The organism is Enterobacter cloacae complex sp. XAL002, assembly GCF_049236805.1.
In the GTDB taxonomy this organism is placed as follows: domain Bacteria; phylum Pseudomonadota; class Gammaproteobacteria; order Enterobacterales; family Enterobacteriaceae; genus Enterobacter; species Enterobacter intestinihominis.
In genome coordinates this window covers 12,049-34,222 of record NZ_JBMKJN010000011.1, presented here as the reverse complement: position 1 = coordinate 34,222, position 22,174 = coordinate 12,049, and the positions used below count along the sequence as shown (strand labels likewise).

At 58.9% G+C, this 22,174-nt stretch carries 20 protein-coding genes; 16 read left to right on the top strand and 4 right to left on the bottom strand.

What is annotated here, in order from left to right:
* Nucleotides 1–27 precede the first annotated feature (27 nt).
* From nuoG to nuoN, 8 genes are all read left to right on the top strand, one after another.
* The gene (gene nuoG / locus ACOT0L_RS12480; RefSeq protein WP_126503360.1) at nt 28–2,751 is read left to right on the top strand and encodes an NADH-quinone oxidoreductase subunit NuoG; all 2,724 of its coding nucleotides are present in this window, start codon (nt 28–30) and stop codon (nt 2,749–2,751) included.
* A complete protein-coding gene (gene nuoH / locus ACOT0L_RS12475) occupies nt 2,748–3,725 on the top strand; it encodes an NADH-quinone oxidoreductase subunit NuoH (RefSeq protein ID WP_022648828.1) in 978 nt (325 codons plus the stop codon). Before nuoG ends, nuoH begins: the two co-directional genes overlap by 4 nt.
* Before the next feature lie 14 nt (nt 3,726–3,739).
* Complete coding sequence (nuoI, locus tag ACOT0L_RS12470) at nt 3,740–4,282, top strand: NADH-quinone oxidoreductase subunit NuoI (protein WP_003861491.1); 543 nt, start codon at nt 3,740–3,742, stop codon at nt 4,280–4,282.
* Nucleotides 4,283–4,292: 10 nt separating this feature from the next.
* Entirely contained in the window at nt 4,293–4,847 is a 555-nt protein-coding gene (gene nuoJ, locus ACOT0L_RS12465; protein ID WP_006176507.1) for an NADH-quinone oxidoreductase subunit J, read from the top strand.
* Nucleotides 4,844–5,146, top strand: coding sequence for an NADH-quinone oxidoreductase subunit NuoK (nuoK, locus tag ACOT0L_RS12460; RefSeq protein ID WP_006176506.1), 303 nt, complete (start codon nt 4,844–4,846; stop codon nt 5,144–5,146). The genes nuoJ and nuoK overlap by 4 nt, the downstream gene beginning before the upstream one ends.
* The gene (nuoL, locus tag ACOT0L_RS12455; protein ID WP_022648827.1) at nt 5,143–6,984 is read left to right on the top strand and encodes an NADH-quinone oxidoreductase subunit L; all 1,842 of its coding nucleotides are present in this window, start codon (nt 5,143–5,145) and stop codon (nt 6,982–6,984) included. Before nuoK ends, nuoL begins: the two co-directional genes overlap by 4 nt.
* Before the next feature lie 160 nt (nt 6,985–7,144).
* A complete protein-coding gene (nuoM, locus tag ACOT0L_RS12450) occupies nt 7,145–8,674 on the top strand; it encodes an NADH-quinone oxidoreductase subunit M (RefSeq protein ID WP_023300624.1) in 1,530 nt (509 codons plus the stop codon).
* A 6-nt stretch (nt 8,675–8,680) separates the two neighbouring features.
* The gene (gene nuoN / locus ACOT0L_RS12445; protein WP_022648825.1) at nt 8,681–10,138 is read left to right on the top strand and encodes an NADH-quinone oxidoreductase subunit NuoN; all 1,458 of its coding nucleotides are present in this window, start codon (nt 8,681–8,683) and stop codon (nt 10,136–10,138) included.
* 99 nt (nt 10,139–10,237) lie between these two features.
* On the opposite strand, the gene ACOT0L_RS12440 is transcribed toward nuoN, so the two are convergent.
* Both ACOT0L_RS12440 and rbn read right to left on the bottom strand, forming a co-directional pair.
* The gene (locus tag ACOT0L_RS12440; protein WP_023306639.1) at nt 10,238–11,242 is read right to left on the bottom strand and encodes a chemotaxis protein; all 1,005 of its coding nucleotides are present in this window, start codon (nt 11,240–11,242) and stop codon (nt 10,238–10,240) included.
* A 64-nt stretch (nt 11,243–11,306) separates the two neighbouring features.
* The gene (gene rbn / locus ACOT0L_RS12435; RefSeq protein ID WP_022648823.1) at nt 11,307–12,224 is read right to left on the bottom strand and encodes a ribonuclease BN; all 918 of its coding nucleotides are present in this window, start codon (nt 12,222–12,224) and stop codon (nt 11,307–11,309) included.
* Nucleotides 12,225–12,295: 71 nt separating this feature from the next.
* Between rbn and ACOT0L_RS12430 the strand changes: the two genes are divergently transcribed.
* The 8 genes from ACOT0L_RS12430 to menE all read left to right on the top strand — a co-directional run bounded on the left by ACOT0L_RS12430 (nt 12,296) and on the right by menE (nt 20,207).
* Nucleotides 12,296–12,760, top strand: coding sequence for a GNAT family N-acetyltransferase (locus tag ACOT0L_RS12430; protein ID WP_038416448.1), 465 nt, complete (start codon nt 12,296–12,298; stop codon nt 12,758–12,760).
* Nucleotides 12,761–12,810: 50 nt separating this feature from the next.
* Nucleotides 12,811–13,116: a stress response protein ElaB gene (elaB, locus tag ACOT0L_RS12425; protein WP_022648821.1), complete on the top strand. Its 306-nt coding sequence runs from the start codon at nt 12,811–12,813 to the stop codon at nt 13,114–13,116.
* An 86-nt stretch (nt 13,117–13,202) separates the two neighbouring features.
* Nucleotides 13,203–14,498: an isochorismate synthase MenF gene (gene menF / locus ACOT0L_RS12420; RefSeq protein ID WP_023306637.1), complete on the top strand. Its 1,296-nt coding sequence runs from the start codon at nt 13,203–13,205 to the stop codon at nt 14,496–14,498.
* An 88-nt stretch (nt 14,499–14,586) separates the two neighbouring features.
* Nucleotides 14,587–16,257 (top strand): 2-succinyl-5-enolpyruvyl-6-hydroxy-3-cyclohexene-1-carboxylic-acid synthase, encoded by a 1,671-nt coding sequence (gene menD, locus ACOT0L_RS12415; protein ID WP_022648819.1) that lies wholly within the window; start codon nt 14,587–14,589, stop codon nt 16,255–16,257.
* The gene (gene menH, locus ACOT0L_RS12410) at nt 16,254–17,030 is read left to right on the top strand and encodes a 2-succinyl-6-hydroxy-2,4-cyclohexadiene-1-carboxylate synthase (protein ID WP_126503363.1); all 777 of its coding nucleotides are present in this window, start codon (nt 16,254–16,256) and stop codon (nt 17,028–17,030) included. The genes menD and menH overlap by 4 nt, the downstream gene beginning before the upstream one ends.
* Entirely contained in the window at nt 17,027–17,884 is an 858-nt protein-coding gene (gene menB, locus ACOT0L_RS12405; RefSeq protein WP_014832749.1) for a 1,4-dihydroxy-2-naphthoyl-CoA synthase, read from the top strand. Before menH ends, menB begins: the two co-directional genes overlap by 4 nt.
* Nucleotides 17,884–18,849 (top strand): o-succinylbenzoate synthase, encoded by a 966-nt coding sequence (gene menC, locus ACOT0L_RS12400; RefSeq protein ID WP_023300619.1) that lies wholly within the window; start codon nt 17,884–17,886, stop codon nt 18,847–18,849. The genes menB and menC overlap by 1 nt, the downstream gene beginning before the upstream one ends.
* Entirely contained in the window at nt 18,846–20,207 is a 1,362-nt protein-coding gene (menE, locus tag ACOT0L_RS12395; protein ID WP_046619085.1) for an o-succinylbenzoate--CoA ligase, read from the top strand. The genes menC and menE overlap by 4 nt, the downstream gene beginning before the upstream one ends.
* On the opposite strand, the gene ACOT0L_RS12390 is transcribed toward menE, so the two are convergent.
* Both ACOT0L_RS12390 and ACOT0L_RS12385 read right to left on the bottom strand, forming a co-directional pair.
* Nucleotides 20,208–21,722 carry a tripartite tricarboxylate transporter permease gene (locus ACOT0L_RS12390; protein WP_023300617.1) on the bottom strand — a complete coding sequence of 505 codons (1,515 nt, stop codon included), beginning with the start codon at nt 21,720–21,722 and terminating at the stop codon, nt 20,208–20,210.
* An 11-nt stretch (nt 21,723–21,733) separates the two neighbouring features.
* A complete protein-coding gene (locus ACOT0L_RS12385) occupies nt 21,734–22,165 on the bottom strand; it encodes a tripartite tricarboxylate transporter TctB family protein (RefSeq protein ID WP_022648813.1) in 432 nt (143 codons plus the stop codon).
* Between the last annotated feature and the right edge of the window lie 9 nt (nt 22,166–22,174).

Below are 22,174 nucleotides of genomic sequence, written 5' to 3'. Positions count from 1 at the left end.
TCGGCCGAGCCAACTGGAAGCATGCTAATGGCTACGATTCATGTAGACGGCAAAGAATACGAAGTCAACGGGGCGGACAACCTGCTGGAAGCTTGTCTGTCTCTTGGCCTCGATATTCCGTACTTTTGCTGGCATCCGGCGCTGGGCAGCGTCGGTGCTTGCCGCCAGTGTGCGGTGAAGCAATATCAAAACGCGGAAGACACGCGTGGTCGACTGGTGATGTCCTGTATGACGCCAGCCACCGAAGGCACTTTTATTTCGATTGATGACGAAGAAGCCAAACAGTTCCGCGAAAGCGTAGTGGAGTGGTTGATGACCAACCACCCACACGACTGTCCGGTGTGTGAGGAGGGTGGTAACTGCCACCTTCAGGATATGACCGTCATGACCGGTCACAGCTTCCGTCGCTATCGCTTTACCAAGCGTACCCACCGAAATCAGGATCTGGGGCCGTTCATCTCTCACGAAATGAACCGCTGCATCGCCTGCTACCGCTGCGTGCGTTACTACAAAGATTATGCAGACGGTCAGGATCTGGGCGTGTATGGCGCGCATGACAACGTTTACTTCGGTCGTCCGGAAGACGGTACGCTTGAAAGCGAATTCTCCGGTAACCTGGTAGAAATCTGCCCGACCGGCGTGTTCACGGATAAAACCCACTCCGAGCGTTACAACCGTAAATGGGACATGCAGTTTGCGCCAAGCATCTGCCAGCAGTGCTCCCTCGGCTGTAACACCAGCCCGGGTGAACGTTACGGTGAACTGCGTCGTATCGAAAACCGTTACAACGGTACCGTTAATCACTACTTCCTCTGCGATCGCGGTCGTTTTGGCTATGGCTATGTGAACCTGAAAGACCGTCCGCGTCAGCCGGTTCAGCGCCGTGGCGACGACATCATTACCCTCAACGCTGAACAGGCGATGCAGGGCGCGGCAGATATTCTGCGCCAGTCGAAGAAAGTGATCGGCATCGGCTCCCCGCGCGCCAGCATCGAAAGCAACTTCGCGCTGCGCGAGCTGGTTGGGGCGGAAAACTTCTATACCGGTATCGCCCATGGCGAGCAGGAACGTCTGCAACTGGTGCTGAAAGTGCTGCGTGAGGGCGGTGTACACACGCCTGCGCTGCGCGAAATCGAATCCTATGATGCGGTTCTGGTGCTCGGGGAAGACCTGACGCAGACCGGCGCACGCGCGGCTCTGGCGGTTCGTCAGGCGGTGAAGGGTAAAGCACGTGAAATGGCAGCGGCGCAGAAAGTGGCTGACTGGCAGATTGCGGCGATCCTCAACATCGGCCAGCGCGCGAAGCATCCTCTGTTTGTGACTAACGTCGACAACACCCGTCTGGACGATATCGCCGCGTGGACCTACTGCGCACCGGTTGAAGATCAGGCGCGCCTCGGCTTTGCCATTGCCCACGCGCTGGACAGCAACTCGCCGGCCGTTGAACTGGATCGCGACCTGCAGAACAAGGTCGACGTGATTGTTCAGGCGCTGGCGGGGGCGAAAAAACCACTGATCATTTCCGGTACCAACGCCGGTAGCGCTGAAATCATTCAGGCCGCAGCGAACGTTGCCAAAGCCCTGAAGGGCCGTGGCGCTGACGTCGGTGTGACCATGATTGCCCGTGCGGTGAACAGCATCGGACTGGGCATGATTGGCGGCGGCTCGCTGGAAGAAGCGTTAAGCGAACTGGAATCCGGTTCTGCTGATGCGGTGGTAGTGCTGGAAAATGACCTGCATCGCCACGCTTCCGCCGCTCGCGTTGACGCCGCGCTCTCCAAAGCACCGCTGGTGATGGTTATCGACCATCAGCGCACCGCGATCATGGACAAAGCACACCTGGTGCTCTCTGCTGCAAGCTTCGCAGAAAGCGACGGGACGGTGATCAACAACGAAGGCCGCGCACAGCGCTTCTTCCAGGTTTATGACCCGGCCTACTACGACAGCAACACCGTGATGCTGGAAAGCTGGCGCTGGCTGCACTCTCTGCACAGCACCGTGCAGAGCCGTGAAGTGGACTGGACGCAGCTCGACCACGTTATCGACGCGGTTGTTGAGAAACTGCCTCAGCTGGCGGGCATTAAAGACGCCGCGCCTGACGCAAGCTTCCGTATTCGCGGCCAGAAACTGGCGCGTGAGCCGCACCGCTACAGCGGTCGTACTGCGATGCGTGCCAACATCAGCGTGCACGAACCGCGTCAGCCGCAGGATAAAGACACCATGTTCGCCTTCTCGATGGAAGGGAACAACCAGCCGTCTGCGCCGCGTTCGCAAATCCCGTTTGCATGGGCACCGGGCTGGAACTCCCCGCAGGCATGGAACAAATTCCAGGCTGAAGTGGGTGGTCATCTGCGCCACGGCGATCCGGGCGTGCGTCTGATTGAAGCCACCGAAACCGGTCTGGACTTCTTCTCTACCGTTCCGGAACGTTTCCAGGCACAGGAAGGCCACTGGCGTATTGCGCCGTACTACCATCTGTTCGGTAGCGACGAAATGTCCCAGCGTTCTCCGGTATTCCAGCAGCGTATGCCGCAGCCGTACATCAAGCTCAACCCGGCGGATGCCGCGAAGCTTGGCGTTAACGCGGGTGCGAACATTGCCTTTAGCTACGACGGCCAGACAATCAGCCTGCCGCTGATTATTTCGGAAAGCCTGTCAGCAGGGCAGGTGGGTCTGCCGATGGGTATGCCTGGCATCGCGCCGGTCCTGGCGGGTGCGCATCTTGATAACCTTCAGGAGGCAAAAGCATGAGTTGGTTAACGCCGGATCTTATCGACATCCTGCTGAGCATTCTGAAAGCGGTCGTCATTCTGCTGGTGGTCGTCACCTGCGGCGCGTTCATGAGCTTTGGTGAACGTCGTCTGCTCGGTCTGTTCCAGAACCGTTACGGACCGAACCGCGTGGGCTGGGGTGGTTCACTCCAGCTGGTGGCGGACATGATCAAGATGTTCTTTAAAGAGGACTGGGTTCCGCGCTTCTCGGACCGCGTGATCTTTACGCTGGCGCCGATGATCGCCTTTACCTCGCTGCTGCTGGCGTTTGCTATCGTTCCCGTCAGCCCGACCTGGGTGGTGGCTGACCTGAACATCGGCATTCTGTTCTTCCTGATGATGGCAGGCCTCGCGGTGTACGCGGTGCTGTTCGCAGGCTGGTCCAGTAACAACAAATACTCGCTGCTGGGTGCGATGCGTGCTTCCGCGCAGACGCTGAGCTACGAAGTGTTCCTGGGGCTCTCCCTGATGGGCGTGGTGGCGCAGGCCGGTTCATTCAACATGACCGACATCGTCAACAACCAGGCCGACATCTGGAACGTTATCCCGCAGTTCTTTGGTTTTGTGACCTTTGCTATCGCGGGCGTGGCGGTGTGTCACCGTCACCCGTTTGACCAGCCAGAAGCCGAACAGGAACTGGCCGACGGTTACCACATTGAATATTCCGGTATGAAATTCGGTCTGTTCTTCGTGGGCGAGTACATCGGTATCGTCACCATTTCCGCGTTGATGGTAACGCTGTTCTTTGGTGGCTGGCATGGCCCGTTCTTACCGCCGTTCATCTGGTTCGCGCTGAAAACCGCGTTCTTCATGATGATGTTCATTTTGATTCGTGCGTCCTTACCGCGTCCGCGTTATGACCAGGTAATGTCCTTCGGCTGGAAAGTGTGCCTGCCGCTGACGCTCGTCAACTTGTTGGTAACGGCGGCTGTCATTCTCTGGCAGCAGCCATAAGGGGCTTTGAGATCATGACCTTAAAAGAATTACTCGTAGGCTTTGGCACCCAGGTACGCAGTATCTGGATGATCGGCCTGCACGCGTTTGCCAAACGCGAAACCCGGATGTATCCGGAAGAGCCGGTATATCTGCCGCCGCGCTACCGTGGCCGTATCGTGCTGACGCGCGACCCGGACGGTTCCGAGCGCTGCGTAGCCTGTAACCTGTGTGCGGTAGCGTGTCCGGTAGGCTGTATCTCTCTGCAGAAAGCCGAGACGGTAGACGGCCGCTGGTACCCTGAGTTCTTCCGCATCAACTTCTCACGCTGCATTTTCTGCGGTCTGTGTGAAGAAGCGTGCCCAACCACGGCGATTCAGCTGACTCCAGACTTCGAGCTGGGTGAGTACAAGCGTCAGGACCTGGTGTACGAGAAAGAGGATCTGCTGATTTCCGGTCCGGGCAAATACCCGGAATATAACTTCTACCGGATGGCGGGTATGGCAATCGACGGCAAAGATAAGGGCGAAGCAGAGAACGAAGCTAAGCCTATCGACGTCAAGAGCCTGTTACCGTAAGGAGAGGGCAATGGAATTCGCTTTTTATATCTGTGGCCTTATCGCCATCCTGGCTACGCTGCGAGTGATCACGCACACCAATCCGGTGCATGCGTTGCTGTATTTAATCATTTCGCTGCTGGCTATTTCCGGGGTGTTCTTTGCGCTGGGCGCGCACTTCGCCGGTGCGCTGGAAATTATCGTCTACGCGGGTGCCATTATGGTGCTGTTCGTGTTCGTGGTGATGATGCTCAACCTGGGCGGCTCTGAAATTGAACAGGAACGTCAATGGTTAAAACCGCAGGTGTGGATTGGTCCGGCAATTTTGTCGGCCATCATGCTGGTGGTGATTGTTTACGCTATTCTGGGCGTTAACGACCAGGGCATTGACGGCACGCCAATCAGCGCCAAGGCTGTTGGTATTGCGCTGTTTGGTCCGTACGTTCTGGCGGTTGAACTGGCCTCTATGCTGCTGCTGGCGGGCCTGGTTGTTGCCTTCCACGTCGGTCGCGAAGAACGTGTTGGTGAGGTGCTGAGCAACCGCACTGATGACCGTGCGAAAAGAAAAACGGAGGAGCGCGCATGATCCCCTTAACACATGGACTGATCCTCGCTGCGATTTTGTTCGTTCTGGGCTTAACCGGTCTGGTTATCCGCCGCAATCTGCTGTTTATGCTGATCGGTCTGGAAATCATGATCAACGCTTCCGCGCTGGCCTTTGTGGTCGCCGGCAGCTACTGGGGCCAGGCCGACGGTCAGGTGATGTACATTCTCGCCATCAGCCTCGCGGCTGCCGAAGCGAGTATTGGCCTGGCGCTGTTGCTGCAGCTCCATCGTCGCCGCCAGAACCTGAACATCGATTCAGTAAGTGAGTTGCGTGGATGAACATGCTTGCCTTAACCATTATTTTTCCGCTGATTGGCTTCGTGCTGCTGGCATTTTCTCGCGGCCGCTGGTCTGAGAATCTGTCTGCCACCGTGGGCATTGGCTCAATCGGTCTGGCTGCGCTGGTGACAGCGTATGCGGGTATCGATTTCTTTAACAATGGACGTCAGGCCTACAGCGTGCCGCTGTGGAACTGGATGTCGGTCGGTAACTTCAACATCGGTTTCAACCTGGTGCTGGATGGTCTGTCTCTGACCATGCTCTCCGTGGTCACCGGCGTCGGCTTCCTGATCCACATGTTCGCCTCCTGGTACATGCGCGGTGAAGAGGGATACTCCCGCTTCTTCGCCTACACCAACCTGTTTATCGCCAGCATGGTGGTACTGGTGCTGGCCGATAACCTGCTGCTGATGTATCTGGGCTGGGAAGGCGTGGGTCTGTGCTCTTACCTGCTGATCGGTTTCTACTACACCGATCCGAAGAATGGCGCAGCGGCCATGAAAGCGTTCGTCGTGACCCGCGTGGGTGACGTCTTCCTCGCTTTCGCGCTGTTCATTCTCTACAACGAACTGGGCACGCTGAACTTCCGCGAAATGGTGGAACTGGCGCCAGCGCACTTCGAAGCAGGCAACAACATGCTGTGGTGGGCAACGCTGATGCTGCTGGGTGGTGCTGTGGGTAAATCCGCACAGCTGCCGTTGCAGACATGGCTTGCCGACGCGATGGCGGGTCCAACCCCTGTCTCCGCGCTGATCCACGCCGCGACCATGGTCACCGCCGGTGTCTACCTGATTGCGCGTACCCATGGCCTGTTCCTGATGACCCCGGAAATTCTGCATCTGGTGGGTATCGTCGGTGCGGTTACGCTGGTGCTGGCAGGCTTTGCCGCACTGGTGCAGACCGACATCAAACGCGTTCTCGCGTACTCCACCATGAGCCAGATTGGTTACATGTTCCTGGCGCTGGGCGTTCAGGCGTGGGACGCAGCCATTTTCCACCTGATGACGCACGCGTTCTTTAAAGCGCTGCTGTTCCTCTCATCCGGTTCGGTGATCCTGGCCTGCCACCACGAGCAGAATATCTTCAAAATGGGCGGACTGCGTAAGTCCATCCCGCTCGTCTATGTCTGCTTCCTGGTAGGCGGCGCGGCGCTGGCGGCACTGCCGCTGATTACCGCAGGCTTCTTCAGTAAGGATGAAATCCTGGCGGGCGCCATGGCGAATGGTCATATCAATCTGATGGTTGCGGGTCTGGTCGGTGCGTTTATGACCTCCCTGTACACCTTCCGTATGATTTTCATCGTCTTCCACGGTAAAGAACAAATTCACGCTCACGCAGGGAAGGGGATTACCCACCACCTGCCGCTGATTGTGCTGCTGGTACTCTCCACCTTCGTTGGCGCGATGATTGTGCCACCGTTGCAGGGCGTACTGCCGGCAACAACCGAGCTTGAGCACGGTCGCGTTCTGACGCTTGAAATCACCTCGGGCGTTGTGGCTATCGCGGGCATCCTGATTGCCGCATGGCTGTGGCTGGGCAAACGCACGCTGGTGACTGCCGTTGCCAACAGCGCGCCGGGCCGTCTGCTGGGCACCTGGTGGTACAACGCATGGGGCTTCGACTGGCTGTACGACATGATCTTCGTGAAGCCGTTCCTGGGCATTGCGTGGCTGTTGAAGCGCGATCCGCTGAACAGCCTGATGAATATCCCGGCGATCCTCTCTCGCTTTGCAGGTAAAGGCCTGCTGTACAGCGAGAACGGCTATCTGCGCTGGTATGTGGCATCCATGAGCATCGGTGCGGTTGTCGTGCTGGCGCTGCTGATGGTGTTGCGATAGTGGTTTTTGCCCGGTGGCGCTGCGCTTACCGGGCCTACGAGACCGTAGGTCGGGTAAGCGTGAGCGTCACCCGACACCACAAACCGCACTAACACGTGAATTTTGTCGAATTCGTTGAAAATCGGTCCCTGAGGGACTTTAACAAGGAATAAAAATCGCCATGTTATTACCCTGGCTAATATTAATTCCCTTCATCGGCGGCTTCCTGTGCTGGCAGACTGAACGCTTTGGCGTGAAGATGCCGCGCTGGATCGCGCTGATCACCATGGGATTGACGCTCGCGCTTGGCCTGCAACTGTGGTTGCAGGGTGGCTACTCATTGACCCAGTCTGCGGGCCTTCCGCAGTGGCAATCTGAGTTCATTCTGCCGTGGATCCCACGTTTCGGTATCACGATCCACCTTGCGATTGACGGTCTGTCGCTGCTGATGGTCGTGCTGACCGGTCTGCTCGGCGTTCTGGCGGTACTCTGCTCCTGGCGAGAAATCGAAAAATACCAGGGCTTCTTCCACCTGAACCTGATGTGGATCCTGGGCGGCGTTATCGGCGTGTTCCTGGCCATCGACATGTTCCTGTTCTTCTTCTTCTGGGAGATGATGCTGGTGCCGATGTACTTCCTGATCGCGCTGTGGGGCCACAAGGCATCCGACGGTAAAACGCGTATCACGGCGGCCACCAAGTTCTTCATCTACACCCAGGCGAGCGGTCTGGTGATGTTGATTGCCATCCTGGCGCTGGTGTTTGTGCATTACAACGCCACCGGCGTCTGGACCTTCAACTATGAAGATCTGCTGAAGACCCCAATGTCCCACGGCGTGGAATACCTGCTGATGCTCGGCTTCTTCATCGCCTTCGCGGTGAAAATGCCGGTGGTTCCGCTGCACGGCTGGCTGCCGGACGCGCACTCTCAGGCGCCAACGGCGGGTTCCGTTGACCTGGCGGGTATCTTGTTGAAAACGGCGGCCTACGGTCTGCTGCGTTTCTCCCTGCCGCTGTTCCCGAACGCCTCCGCAGAGTTTGCGCCGATTGCCATGTGGCTTGGCGTGATCGGTATCTTCTACGGTGCATGGATGGCCTTCACGCAGTACGACATCAAACGTCTGATTGCTTACACCTCCGTTTCCCACATGGGCTTCGTACTGATTGCCATCTACACTGGCAGCCAGCTGGCGTACCAGGGCGCGGTGATCCAGATGATTGCGCACGGCCTGTCCGCTGCCGGTCTCTTCATCCTGTGCGGTCAGCTGTACGAACGTCTGCATACCCGCGACATGCGTATGATGGGCGGCCTGTGGGGCAAAATGAAATGGCTGCCTGCACTCTCCATGTTCTTCGCGGTTGCCACCCTGGGTATGCCAGGTACCGGTAACTTCGTTGGCGAATTTATGATTCTGTTCGGCAGCTTCAAAGTGGTTCCGATGATTACCGTCATCTCCACCTTTGGTCTGGTGTTCGCCTCCGTGTACTCGCTGGCGATGCTGCACCGCGCCTACTTCGGTAAAGCGAAGAGCGAAATTGCTGCTAAAGAACTGCCGGGGATGTCGCTGCGTGAGCTGTCCATCATCCTGCTGCTGGTCGTACTGCTGGTGCTGCTGGGCTTCTATCCGCAGCCGATTCTGGATACCTCGCACTCCGCGATGGGTAACATCCAGCAGTGGTTTGTTAATTCTGCTTCTACTACAAGGCCGTAATTCGCCATGACAATAACTCCACAACAACTGATCGCGCTGCTACCGCTGCTGATCGTCGGATTGACGGTGGTGGTTGTGATGCTCTCCATTGCGTGGCGACGCAATCACTTCCTGAATGCGACCCTGTCCGTTCTGGGTCTGAACGCTGCGTTAGTCTCCCTCTGGTTTGTTGGCCAGGCGGGCGCAATGGACGTCACGCCGCTGATGCGCGTTGACGGCTACGCCATGCTCTACACCGGTCTGGTGCTGCTGGCGAGCCTGGCAACCTGTACCTTTGCGTACCCGTGGCTCGAAGGGTACAACGACAACAAAGAAGAGTTTTACCTGCTGGTACTGATTGCCGCGCTCGGCGGCATTCTGCTGGCGAACGCGAACCACATGGCCGCGCTGTTCCTCGGTATTGAGCTGATCTCACTGCCGCTGTTCGGCCTGATTGGTTACGCTTTCCGTCAGAAGCGCTCTCTGGAAGCGGCGATCAAGTACACCATCTTGTCCGCTGCTGCGTCGTCGTTCCTGCTGTTCGGTATCGCGCTGCTGTATGCACAGACGGGTAACCTCTCCTTCCTGGCGCTCGGTAAGAGCCTCGGCGACGGTATGATGCACGAGCCGCTGCTGCTGGCGGGTCTGGGCATGATGATTGTAGGCCTTGGCTTTAAACTCTCTCTGGTTCCGTTCCACCTGTGGACGCCAGACGTTTATCAGGGTGCGCCAGCGCCGGTCTCTACCTTCCTGGCGACGGCGAGTAAAATCGCTATCTTTGGCGTGGTCATGCGTCTGTTCCTGTACGCCCCGGTGGGTGACAGCGAAGCGGTTCGCGTGGTGCTGGGCATTATCGCGTTCGTCTCCATCATCTTCGGTAACCTGATGGCGCTGAGCCAGACCAACATTAAGCGTCTGCTGGGCTACTCCTCAATCTCCCATCTGGGCTACCTGCTGGTGGCGCTGATTGCGCTGCAAAGCGGTGAGATGTCGATGGAAACCGTGGGTGTGTATCTGGCCGGTTACCTGTTCAGCAGCCTCGGCGCGTTCGGCGTGGTGAGCCTGATGTCCAGCCCGTACCGTGGCCCGGATGCAGATTCCCTGTTCTCCTACCGTGGTCTGTTCTGGCACCGTCCGATTCTGTCTGCGGTAATGACCGTGATGATGCTCTCTCTGGCGGGTATCCCGATGACGCTGGGCTTTATCGGTAAGTTCTACGTGCTGGCCGTCGGTGTGCAGGCGGGTCTGTGGTGGCTGACTGCCGGTGTCGTTATCGGCTCCGCGATTGGTCTTTACTACTACCTGCGTGTGGCTGTGAGCCTGTACCTGAGCGCGCCTCAGCAGCTCAACCGTGATGCACCGTCCAACTGGCAGTACAGCGCCGGGGGGATCGTGGTGCTGATCTCCGCGCTTCTGGTGCTAATCTTCGGTATCTATCCGCAGCCGCTGATTGAGATTGTGCAGCGCGCGATGCCGCTGATGTAAAAGCAAAAAACCCGCCTCGGCGGGTTTTTTATTGCCCAGCGGCGCTACGCTTGCAGGGCCTACAGGTCTTGTAGGTCGGGTAAGCGAAGCGCCACCCGACTAAGCTAACTGCTTCCTGCTTATAAGCGGCCCGTCAATCTTCTTCATCGAGCGGTCCAGCACCTCTTCAATCACCGACGACAGCTCATTCAGCTCAAACTTCGCCACATAGCCGTCAGCCTTCACTTTGCGTATATGATCTTCGTTCGCGTTGCCGGAAAGAGACGAGTGGATCACCACCGGAATATCTTTCAGTACCGGGTCAGTTTTGATTTTGCGCGTCAGCGTAAAGCCGTCCATCTCCGGCATTTCGAGGTCGGTTAATACCAGGGCAATCTTATCGGTAACGGGGACGCCCTCAGCCTGAGCCTGCGCGGCCAGCTGAGTGATTTTCTCCCATGCGTCTTTGCCGGTGATATGCAGCTGAGCCGGGATCTCCATTGCCTGCAATCCCTTCTCCAGCATTGAGCGCGCTACTTTCGAGTCTTCAGCAACAATCGCGACAGAGCCAGGCTTGATGTTGAATTTGGTGGTTTCCAGATGGGTGGCGTGCAGATCGTGGTTCGCCGGGGTGATGTCATACAGGATCTGCTCCACGTCGAGCACCATTGCCAGATCGTTGGTATCGGTCTTATCGTCCAGACAGGCAATGCTGGTGATGTAGCGACCGCTGACGGCGGTTTCCGCGGCGTGCACCTGCTTCCAGTCGAGACGCATGATGTTCTCCACCGATTCCACGGCAAACGCCTGCACGCTGCGGGCATATTCGGTGATCAGCAAAATGTTTAGCCCGGTGGCTGGCTTGCAGCCGGCGACGGCGGCCAGATCGATCACCGGGATCACCTGGTCGCGAATATTTACCATCCCCATCAGCGGAGACTTCATTCCCGCTGGTTTGGTGAAGGTCGGCATCGGCACAATTTCGCGCAGTTTGAACACGTTGATGCCGAACAGCTCGGATTTATTTTCGTTCAGAGAGGTGCCAAGACGGAACAGCAACAGTTCAAAACGGTTGGACTGGGTCAGGTTCGCCCTGTCATCAATATCTTTCTGGAAATTATCCATTCTACCCTCAAGAGAAATGCTGGCCTTTTAATCGTTATCGGCACCCTGAGGGAAAAATGAAGGACTAAACGCTGACCTGAGCAAAATCTTCCGCCAGCTCGCATGCCGGGAACACCTCCCGACACTCTGCCAGCAGGCTTTCACAGCCGCGGACGTCATAGCGTGAGCTGACGTGAGTGACAATCAGTTTCCGGACGCCAGCCTCGCGCGCCAGCTGCGCAGCCTGACGCGTTGAGCTGTGCCCCCGGCTGTTGGCTTTTTCTTCCATCGCCGCTTCCAGCGTTGCCTCATGCACCATCACATCCACACCCCCGGCAAGCCGGAGCGCCGAAGGGCAGGGGGCGGTATCCCCAAAAATAGCCAGTTTTTTGCCCGGCTGCGGCGGCGCAAGGTAATCCTGACCGTTGATGACGCGCCCGTCTTCCAGCGTGACGGTCTCGCCGTGCTTCAGACGCTGGAACAGCGGGCCAGGTTTCACCCCATCGGCCTGCAACGCGGCGGCGTTCAGCGCGCCGGGCTTGTCATGCTCCTCAACGCGATAGCCGTAGCATTCCACCGGATGGTTAAGCGGGTAAGCGCGCACCTGGTAATCTCCGTCGTCGAACACCAGACCTTCGCCGATCTCAACCACCTCCAGCGGATAGTCGGTCCACGAGCCGCTCAGGCGCAGCGTGGTCTCAACGAATGCCTGAATACCCGCAGGGCCATAAATGGTCAGCGGGTTAGCGTTACCGGCCATCGAACGGCTACACAGCAGGCCCGGCAGGCCAAACAGATGGTCGCCGTGCAGATGGGTGATAAATATTTTATCCACTTTCCCCGGGTGGTATGAGGTATGCAGCAACTGATGCTGCGTACCTTCGCCGCAGTCAAACAGCCACAGCCCGCCGCGGGTAGGATGCTTAAGATCCAGCAGAATAGCCGTCACGTTTCGTGAGCGGGTTGGCACGCCCGCGGACGTACCCAGAAAAATCAGTTCCATAACGCAATCAGCCCTTTGCCGAATGGGAAGGGGTTTAGTATAACGTGATGAACCCCAGGAAGGAGAAACACATGATCCAGTGGCAAGATCTACACCACAGCGAACTGACTATTCAGTCACTCTACGCCCTGCTCAAACTGCGCTGCGAAGTTTTTGTGGTTGAACAAACCTGCCCGTATCAGGATATCGACGGCGATGACCTGGTCGGCGAGAACCGGCACATCCTCGGCTGGCGCGATAACGAGCTGGTGGCGTATGCGAGGATTCTGAAAAGCGAAGAGGATTTTGACCCTGTCGTCATTGGCCGCGTCATTATCAGCGGAAGCGCGCGCGGTGAAAAGCTGGGCTATCAGCTGATGGAAAAAACGCTGGACGCATGCCAGAAACGGTGGCCAGACAAGGCGTTATACCTGGGCGCGCAGGCGCATTTGCAATCATTCTATGGCCATTTTGGTTTTACCCCAGTCACGGACATTTACGATGAAGATGGCATCCCACATATTGGTATGGCGCGCGAAGCGAAACAGGCGCAATAGCGAGACGTTGTCTATAGTTATCGGACTGGTGTACTAACATGGAGAAAAATATGTCATTTCAATCCTGGGATACCCGAGCAGACGACGATCTAACGCTGTTAAGCGAAACGCTGGAAGAAGTACTGCGCTCTTCAGGCGATCCTGCCGATCAGAAGTACATTGAGCTCAAAGCCCGCGCCGAGCAGGCGCTGCATGACGTGAAAAACCGCGTCAGCAACGCATCCGACAATTACTACTACCGCGCCAAACAGGCGGTTTATCGTGCCGACGATTATGTGCACGAAAAGCCGTGGCAGGGCATTGGGGTCGGTGCGGCCGTAGGGCTGGTGCTGGGCCTGCTGTTAGCCCGTCGTTAAGCCGGTAAACCCCTCCCTACACGTGGGTACTGCTATTTATCATCAGTACCCCGTATAATGTAAGGTTTTAACAGGGAGAGGTTCGCGTGCATTCGATTTCCATCGCGCTGGAACGCCTGCGCACTCAGCTTGCGCAAGCGTTACCCGCTACACCCGGTTTACGCCATTTCGATGTCTCTTTCCCGTTAAACGACGCCTTCGATCCGCTGGCCTGGCTGGGTGTGCAGCGATGCTATCCCCAGTTTTACTGGCAACAGCGGAGCGGTGATGAAGAACTTGCCGCGCTCGGAAGCCTCGCCCATTTTGACTCTCTGGCCTCGGCCTCCCGGTTTTTGCACACCCATGACGTAGCCAATGATACCCGTATCTGCGGCCTGAACGCCTTCAACCCGGCACAGGGAAAGCTGTTTTTACCGCGCCTTCTCTGGCGACGGTCTGGCGGGGTCGCCACGCTGCGCCTGCAACTGTGGAGCGAAACGTCGCTGTGTGACGATGCCGGTGACGCACTGAAGTTTATTGATAACCTGCGCGACGCCGCGCCGATCCGCCCGTTGTCCGTGCAGATTGTGCAGGAAACCCATCATCCGGAAAAACCGGAATGGTTGGCGTTGATTCGTCAGGCGACGGATACCCTTGCTCGCGGCGATTTTGAGAAAGTGGTGCTCGCACGTGCTACAGACGTGCAGTGCCAGCAGCCCGTGAACGCCATCGCGCTAATGGCCGCCAGCCGCGCGCTAAACCTCAACTGCTATCATTTTTGTATGGTCTTTGACGCCAGCAACGCGTTCCTCGGCTCGACGCCCGAGCGACTGTGGCGGCGACGCGGCATGCTGCTGCGCACTGAAGCGCTGGCAGGCACCGTCGCCAGCCATTCTGACGATAAGCAGGCCCAGCGTCTGGGCGACTGGCTGATGAACGACGACAAAAATCAGCGGGAAAATATGCTGGTGGTGGAAGATATCTGCCAGCGTCTTCAGCACCATACCCGGACGCTGGAGATCCTCCCAGCGCAGGTGCTGCGTCTGCGCAAGGTGCAGCATTTACGCCGCTGTATCTGGACCGAACTCAAACAGTCTGATGACGAGCAGTGTCTGCATATTCTGCAACCGACGGCGGCGGTGGCCGGGCTGCCGCGTCAGGCAGCGCGAGAATTTATTGCGAAAGTGGAGCCGTTTGACCGGGAGTGGTACGCCGGATCGGCGGGCTATTTATCGCGCGATCAAAGCGAGTTCTGCGTGGCATTACGCTCCGCCCGCGTTCATGACGCCGCGCTGCGTCTTTATGCGGGGGCGGGCATCGTCAGCGGCTCCGATCCAGAGCAGGAGTGGCAGGAGATCGAAAATAAGGCCGCCGGGCTGCGTTCCCTCCTCCTGAGGGATTAATACTGATTCGTGCAATCCCGATTCATATCAAAATTCTGACTTTTTCTATTATTTATACTGTGTCGCATTCTTGATACTGGACAATCTCATGTCAGTAAGTTCTTTTAACCGACGCTGGGCGACGGTGATCCTTGAAGCCCTGACCCGCCATGGTGTCAGGCATGTGTGTATTGCTCCGGGCTCTCGCTCCACGCCGCTCACCCTTGCTGCGGCGGAAAACAGGGCTTTTATTCATCACACCCATTTTGACGAGCGTGGTCTCGGCCACCTGGCGCTCGGGCTGGCGAAAGTCAGCAACGCGCCCGTGGCGGTGATAGTGACTTCCGGCACGGCGGTGGCAAACCTCTATCCGGCGCTGATTGAAGCGGGGTTAACCGGCGAAAAGCTGATTTTACTCACCGCCGATCGTCCTCCGGAACTTATTGACTGCGGCGCGAACCAGGCGATTCGTCAGCCTGGCATTTTTGCCTCGCATCCTTCACAGACGGTCTCGTTGCCGCGCCCCACCCAGGATATTCCCGCCAGCTGGCTGGTCTCAACTCTCGACCACGCCATGAACGCACTGCGCAGCGGCGGGCTGCACATTAACTGCCCGTTTGCCGAACCGCTGTACGGCGAAATGAACGAGACCGGCCTAGCCTGGCAACAGCAGCTGGGAGAATGGTGGGAGAGCGAAAAGCCCTGGCTGCGTGAGCAGACGCATCTGGAAAGCGCTAAGCAGCGCGACTGGTTCTTCTGGCGCCAGAAGCGCGGGGTGGTGATTGCCGGGCGGATGAGTGCGGCGGAAGGCAAGCTGGCGGCGGAGTGGGCACAAACGCTTGGCTGGCCGCTGATTGGTGACGTGCTTTCCCAGACGGGCCAGCCGCTGCCCTGCGCTGACCTCTGGCTGGGGAACGCGAAAGCGGTCACCGAGCTGGCGCAGGCGCAAATTGTCGTCCAGCTGGGCTCGAGCCTGACGGGCAAGCGACTGCTCCAGTGGCAGGCCACCTGTACGCCAGAAGAGTACTGGCTGGTGGATCCGCTCGAAGGACGCCTTGACCCGGCGCACCATCGCGGTCGCCGCCTGGTGAGCGATATTGACAGCTGGCTGGAATTGCATCCGGCGGAAAAACGCAAACCCTGGGCGGTGGAGATCCCGGCGCTGTCGCGTCAGGCGTGGGAACTCACCAAAGCGCAGTGCGAGGAGTTCAGTGAAGCCGGGCTGGCGCACCGTATCCGCAAATATCTTCCCGAGCAGGGGCAACTTTTTGTCGGTAACAGCCTGGTGGTGCGCCTGATTGACGCCTTTTCGCAGCTGCCCGCGGGTTATCCGGTATACAGCAACCGGGGCGCGAGCGGCATTGACGGGCTGATCTCCACCGCCGCTGGCGTACAGCGGGCCAGCGCAAAATCCACGCTGGCGATTGTGGGGGATCTCTCAGCCCTCTACGATCTCAACGCGCTGGCGCTCCTGCGTCAGGCGTCGGCTCCGTTCGTGCTGATTGTTGTTAACAATAACGGCGGACAGATTTTCTCCCTGCTGCCGACGCCGCAAAGCGAACGTGAGCGCTTCTATCTGATGCCGCAAAACGTGCAGTTCGAACACGCCGCCGCCATGTTCAGCCTGAAGTACCATCGCCCGGAAAACTGGGACGCGCTGGAGACGGCGCTGAACACCGCCTGGCGGCAGCCTGGCGCGACGCTGATTGAGCTGGTGGTAAACGATTCTGATGGCGCGCAGAAGCTGCAACATCTGCTGGCGCAGGTGAGTCACCTGTGATCCTCGCTGGCGTCACTCAGCCCGGAAAATCAGGCTACCCCTGGCTGGTTTTCTTGCACGGTTTTTCCGGTGACTGTCGTGAGTGGCAGACCGTTGGGGCGTCGCTGCATGACTACCCCAGACTCTACCTTGACCTGCCCGGGCACGGTGGTTCAGCGGATACGGGCGTGACGGGTTTTGCAGAGGTAAGTGAATTGCTCACGCATACCTTAATTAGTTACAACATACTAAATTACTGGCTGGTAGGGTACTCTCTCGGTGGCCGCATTGCGATGTTCCATGCCTGCCAGCATCCTGCGGGGTTAGACGGGGTGATTGTGGAAGGTGGGCACCCGGGCCTGCAAGACGCCGATGCGCGACAGGCGCGGCTGATCGCTGACCGCCGCTGGGCGTCACGGTTTCGCAGTGAGCCGCTTGAGGCCGTCTTTGCCGACTGGTATCAACAGCCGGTCTTTGCCTCCCTTACGGATGAACAGCGCAACGCGCTGATCGCGCTGCGTAGCCGGAACAACGGCCCGAGGCTGGCTGAGATGCTGGAAGCCACCTCGCTTGCCGTTCAGCCTGATTTACGTCCCGCGCTCACCGCGCGTGATTTTTCTTTCGACTATCTCTATGGCGAACGTGACGGGAAGTTTGCAGCCATCGCTGCTGAACTTAACGCCATGCGTCATGCTATCCCTCATGCCGGACACAACGCCCACCGGGACAACCCGGAAGCGGTTGCCGCGAGTCTGGCTCAGATACTGCGTTATCGAACAAAGGACACGCTATGATCTATCCTGATGAAAACATGCTTTACGCGCCGGTTGAATGGCAGGACTGCTCCGAAGGCTACACCGACATTCGCTACCACAAATCCACCGATGGTATCGCCAAAATCACCATCAATCGTCCACAGGTACGCAACGCGTTTCGTCCGCTGACCGTAAAAGAGATGATCCAGGCGCTGGCGGATGCCCGCTACGACGACAACATCGGCGTCATCGTCCTCACCGGGGAAGGGGAGAAAGCCTTTTGCTCGGGCGGCGATCAGAAAGTCCGCGGCGACTACGGCGGATACCAGGATGATGCCGGCACGCACCACCTGAACGTGCTGGATTTCCAGCGCCAGATCCGCACCTGTCCAAAACCGGTGGTTGCGATGGTGGCAGGTTATTCCATCGGCGGCGGTCATGTGCTGCACATGATGTGTGACCTGACTATCGCGGCGGAAAATGCCATTTTCGGCCAGACTGGCCCGAAAGTTGGCTCCTTCGACGGCGGCTGGGGGGCATCCTACATGGCGCGCATCGTCGGCCAGAAAAAAGCCCGCGAAATCTGGTTCCTGTGCCGTCAGTACAACGCCCAGGAAGCGCTGGACATGGGGCTGGTTAACACCGTGGTGCCGATCGCCGATCTGGAAAAAGAGACCGTGCGCTGGTGTCGCGAAATGCTGCAAAACAGCCCAATGGCGCTGCGCTGCCTGAAAGCGGCCCTCAATGCCGACTGTGACGGTCAGGCGGGACTTCAGGAGCTGGCGGGTAACGCCACCATGCTGTTCTATATGACCGAAGAGGGTCAGGAAGGGCGCAACGCGTTCAACGAAAAACGCCAGCCAGACTTCAGCAAATACAAACGGAACCCGTGATGCGTCGCGCGCAGGTTTACCGCTGGCAGATACCGATGGACGCGGGCGTGGTACTGCGTGAAAGGCGGTTAAAAACCCGTGATGGCTTTTTCGTGCATCTCCGGCAGGGCGAGCGGGAAGGGTGGGGCGAAATCGCCCCGCTTCCGGGCTTTAGCCTGGAAACGCTGGATGAGGCGCAGGCGGCGCTGATGGCCTGGACACACGAATGGCGTGAGGGGGCAGATCCGTCGCTGCCGGACGTTCCTTCCGTCGCGTTCGGCATCAGCTGCGCGCTGGCAGAGCTGGACGGCCGTTTGCCGGATGCGGCGAATTATCGCGCCGCGCCACTCTGTTCCGGCGATCCGGATGAACTTTTCGCGCTGCTCTCCGGGATGCCTGGCGAGAAGGTGGCGAAAATTAAGGTCGGCCTGTACGAAGCGGTGCGCGACGGAATGGTGGTTAACCTGTTACTGGAAGCCATTCCCGATCTGCACCTGCGCCTGGACGCCAACCGCGCCTGGACGCCGCTCAGGGCGCAGCAGTTTGCGAAGTACGTCAACCCGGCGTACCGCAACCGCATCGCGTTTCTCGAAGAGCCGTGCAAAACGCGCGACGACTCTCGCGCCTTCGCCCGGGAAACCGGCATTGCCATTGCCTGGGATGAGAGCCTGCGCGAAGCCGGTTTTACGTTTGCCGCCGAGCCGGGCGTCGGTGCCGTGGTCATTAAGCCAACGCTGACCGGCAGCCTCGACAAGGTGCGCGAGCAGGTTGCGGCGGCCCATGCCGCAGGGCTGACGGCGGTGATCAGTTCATCCATCGAATCCAGCCTCGGGCTGACGCAACTGGCGCGCATCGCTGCATGGTTAACGCCGGACACCGTTCCCGGTCTTGATACGCTAAACCTGATGCAGGCCCAGCTGATTCGCCAGTGGCCGGACAGCACCTTGCCGTGCCTCGATGTCGGGACGCTGGAGCCGCTGCAATGACTTTTACCGACTGGCCGTGGCGGCACTGGCGCTCCAGGAGTGCCGATACACCCGCGCTGCGTTTAGACGATATAACGCTCAACTGGTCACAGCTGGGCGAGCGTATCGATCGTCTGGCAGCCGGTTTTCAGTCTCAGGGTGTCAGGGACGGTGACGGCGTCATGCTGCTCGCCCACAACCATCCGCAGACCCTGCTGGCCTGGCTGGCGTTGCTTCAGTGCGGCGCCCGCATTTTGCCGGTGAACCCTCAGCTTCCCCGTCCGCTGCTGGACGTCCTCCTGCCGCAGATGACCCTGCGCTTTGCGCTGGTGCTTAACGGTGAGTATGACGGTCTGCCCGCGCTGGCATTAAGAGAGGGTGAGGGGCAGGGCGGCGTGACGTGGCAGGCAGAACGGCTGGCCTCGATGACGCTCACCTCCGGCTCCACCGGCTTGCCAAAAGCGGCGGTGCACACCTGTGCCGCCCACCTTGCCAGCGCAAAAGGCGTGTTGTCGCTGATGCCTTATGGCGGTGATGACGACTGGCTGCTGTCCTTGCCGCTGTTTCACGTCTCCGGTCAGGGGATTTTGTGGCGCTGGTTGCAGGGCGGAGGCCGTCTCACCGTGCGTGAAAAACAGCCGCTGGAGCAGGCCCTGCAGGGCTGTACCCACGCCTCGCTGGTGCCGACGCAGCTGTGGCGGCTGCTCAATTCACACCATCCCGTTGCGCTGAAAGCCGTGCTGCTCGGCGGGGCGGAAATCCCCGTTGAGCTGACCGAACAGGCGCGCAAGCAGGGGATCCGCACGTTCTGCGGCTACGGTCTGACCGAGTTCGCCTCCACCGTCTGCGCCAAAGAGGCCGACGGCGCGCCGGACGTGGGCAGCGCGCTGCCGGGCAGAGACCTTCAGGTGGTGAACGGTGAAGTCTGGATCCGGGCGGAAAGCATGGCGGCGGGCTACTGGCGAGACGGCGCCTTACTGCCGCTGGTCAACGAGCAGGGCTGGTTCGCCACCCGCGATCGCGGCGAGTGGCATGACGGACGCCTGACCATTCTGGGCCGAATGGACAATCTCTTTTTCAGCGGCGGAGAAGGGATCCAGCCGGAAGCGCTGGAGCGCGTTATCGTCACACATCCGCAGGTTAGCCAGGTGTTTATCGTCCCGCTGGATGACGCCGAATACGGGCAACGCCCGGTGGCGGTAGTGGAATGTGAGCCGGGCACGGATATCACGCTGTTGCCGGAGTGGGTTCAGGGCAGGCTGGCGCGCTTTGAGCAGCCGGTACACTGGCTGGCGCTGCCGTCAGAACTGAAAAATGGCGGGATAAAGATCTCCCGCCAGGCGTTAAGGCAATGGGTCAATGCCCTGTTGAGGGGCTAATCAGCCGATATCCGGCTGCGGTTTCTGCTGGCGTCGACGCATCCAGCGCAGCACCGGCGGCACGACAATCACCATGATCGCCATCGCCAGCAGGATCTTCGTCACGCTGCTCTCCCACAGGATCGCCATGTTGCCATTGCTGATGGAGAGGGCGCGGCGCAGGTTCTGCTCCAGCATTTCCCCCAATACAAACCCTAAAATCAGCGGCGACATCGGGAAGTGCATCTTGCGCAGAATGTAGCCCAGCACGCCGAGCAGCACCATTAACACCAGGTCGAAGGTGGTGCTGTGCACCGCGTACACCCCAACCGCAGAGACGGCGGCGATGGCCGGGACCAGGAACCACAGGGGAATGGTCAGCATGCGGGTGAACAGCCCGATCAGCGGGATGTTCATCACCAGCAGCATCACGTTGGCGATCAGCAGCGCCGCAATCAAGCCCCAGACGATATCGGGCTGCTCGGTAAACATCGCCGGACCGGGAGTGATGTTATAGAGCGTCAGCGCGCCCATCATCACCGCCGTGGTGCCGGAGCCCGGCACGCCGAGGGTCAGCATCGGGATAAACGAGCCGCAGGCCGAGGCGTTATTCGCCGCCTCCGGCGCCGCCACGCCGCGGATATCGCCTTTGCCGAAGCTGTCGCTGTTACCGCTCAGCTTTTTCTCGGTCATGTAGGTGATGGCGCTGGCGATAGTCGCCCCCGCGCCGGGCAGGATGCCGACAAAGAAACCAATCACCGACGAACGCAGGGTAGCACCCACACACTGTGCCCCCTCTTTGGCATTAAAGAGCATGCGGCCGGTTTTGCGCACCAGCGTCTGCCCGCTGCTGGTATGTTCCAGCATCAGTAAGATTTCTGAGACAGAGAACAGACCAATCACCACGACGATAAACTGCACGCCGTCGGAGAGATGAACGCTGTCGAAGGTAAAGCGATAAACCCCGGTGTTGGCATCCACGCCGACGGTGGCCAGACTGAGGCCAATCAACGCAGACAAAAACGACTTCAGCGGATTCTGCGCCATCATGCTGCCGAGACAAGCGATGGCAAATACCATCAGGGCAAAATACTCGGCCGGACCAAACGCCAGCGACCACTGGGCCAGCGCCGGGGCGAAGAGGATGATGCCGCCAATGGCGATCAGGGAGCCAAAGAACGAGCTGACGGCGGAAATAGAGAGCGCTACGCCGCCGCGTCCCTGCTGCGCCATCGGATAACCATCCAGCGCGGTCATAATGGCAGCGGCATCTCCGGGCACGTTAAGCAGTATCGAGGAAATACGCCCCCCGTATTCGCAGCCGATATAAACCGTCGCCAGCAGGATCAACGCCGATTCCGCAGGCAGGTGCAGCGCAAAGGCCAGCGGCAGTAAAATCGCCACGCCGTTGATAGGCCCAAGGCCCGGCAGCAGGCCAACGATCGTCCCGACGAAACAGCCGATCAGGGCGATCACCAGGTTTTCCGGGGTCATCGCTACCGCGAACCCCTGAGAGAGATAGATCCAGGTATCCATAGCGTGCTCCGTTAGTTAAACCATGCGCCGAGCGGCAGGGTCACGTCCAGCAGGCGGTCGAAGGCGTACCAGAGTAAAATGCCCAGTACGACCCCGGAGATCCCCGCCGCAGGCAGCGAGGCGTTAAACAGTATGCCAATCACCATCGTCAGCAGGGCGGTGGCGATCGGGAAGCCGAGCCACTCAAAGCCCCACGCGTACATCAGCAGAACAATCACCATTACCAGCAGACGTTGCAGCGTGCGGCGTGGCGGCCACTCCACGGTGTCCGGATGGCGCAGCAGCAGGGCCACCGAACAGAGCAGCATCAGGCCAACAATGCCGACGGGAAAGGGGCGTGGCCCCACGGGTTCATAGCTGTATTCGCTGTGGATCTGCCAGGCGACGAACAGGCCGCCAATGCAGAGCAGCAGCCATATCCCGGCAAAAATGCGATCGCTCATAGCGCCTCC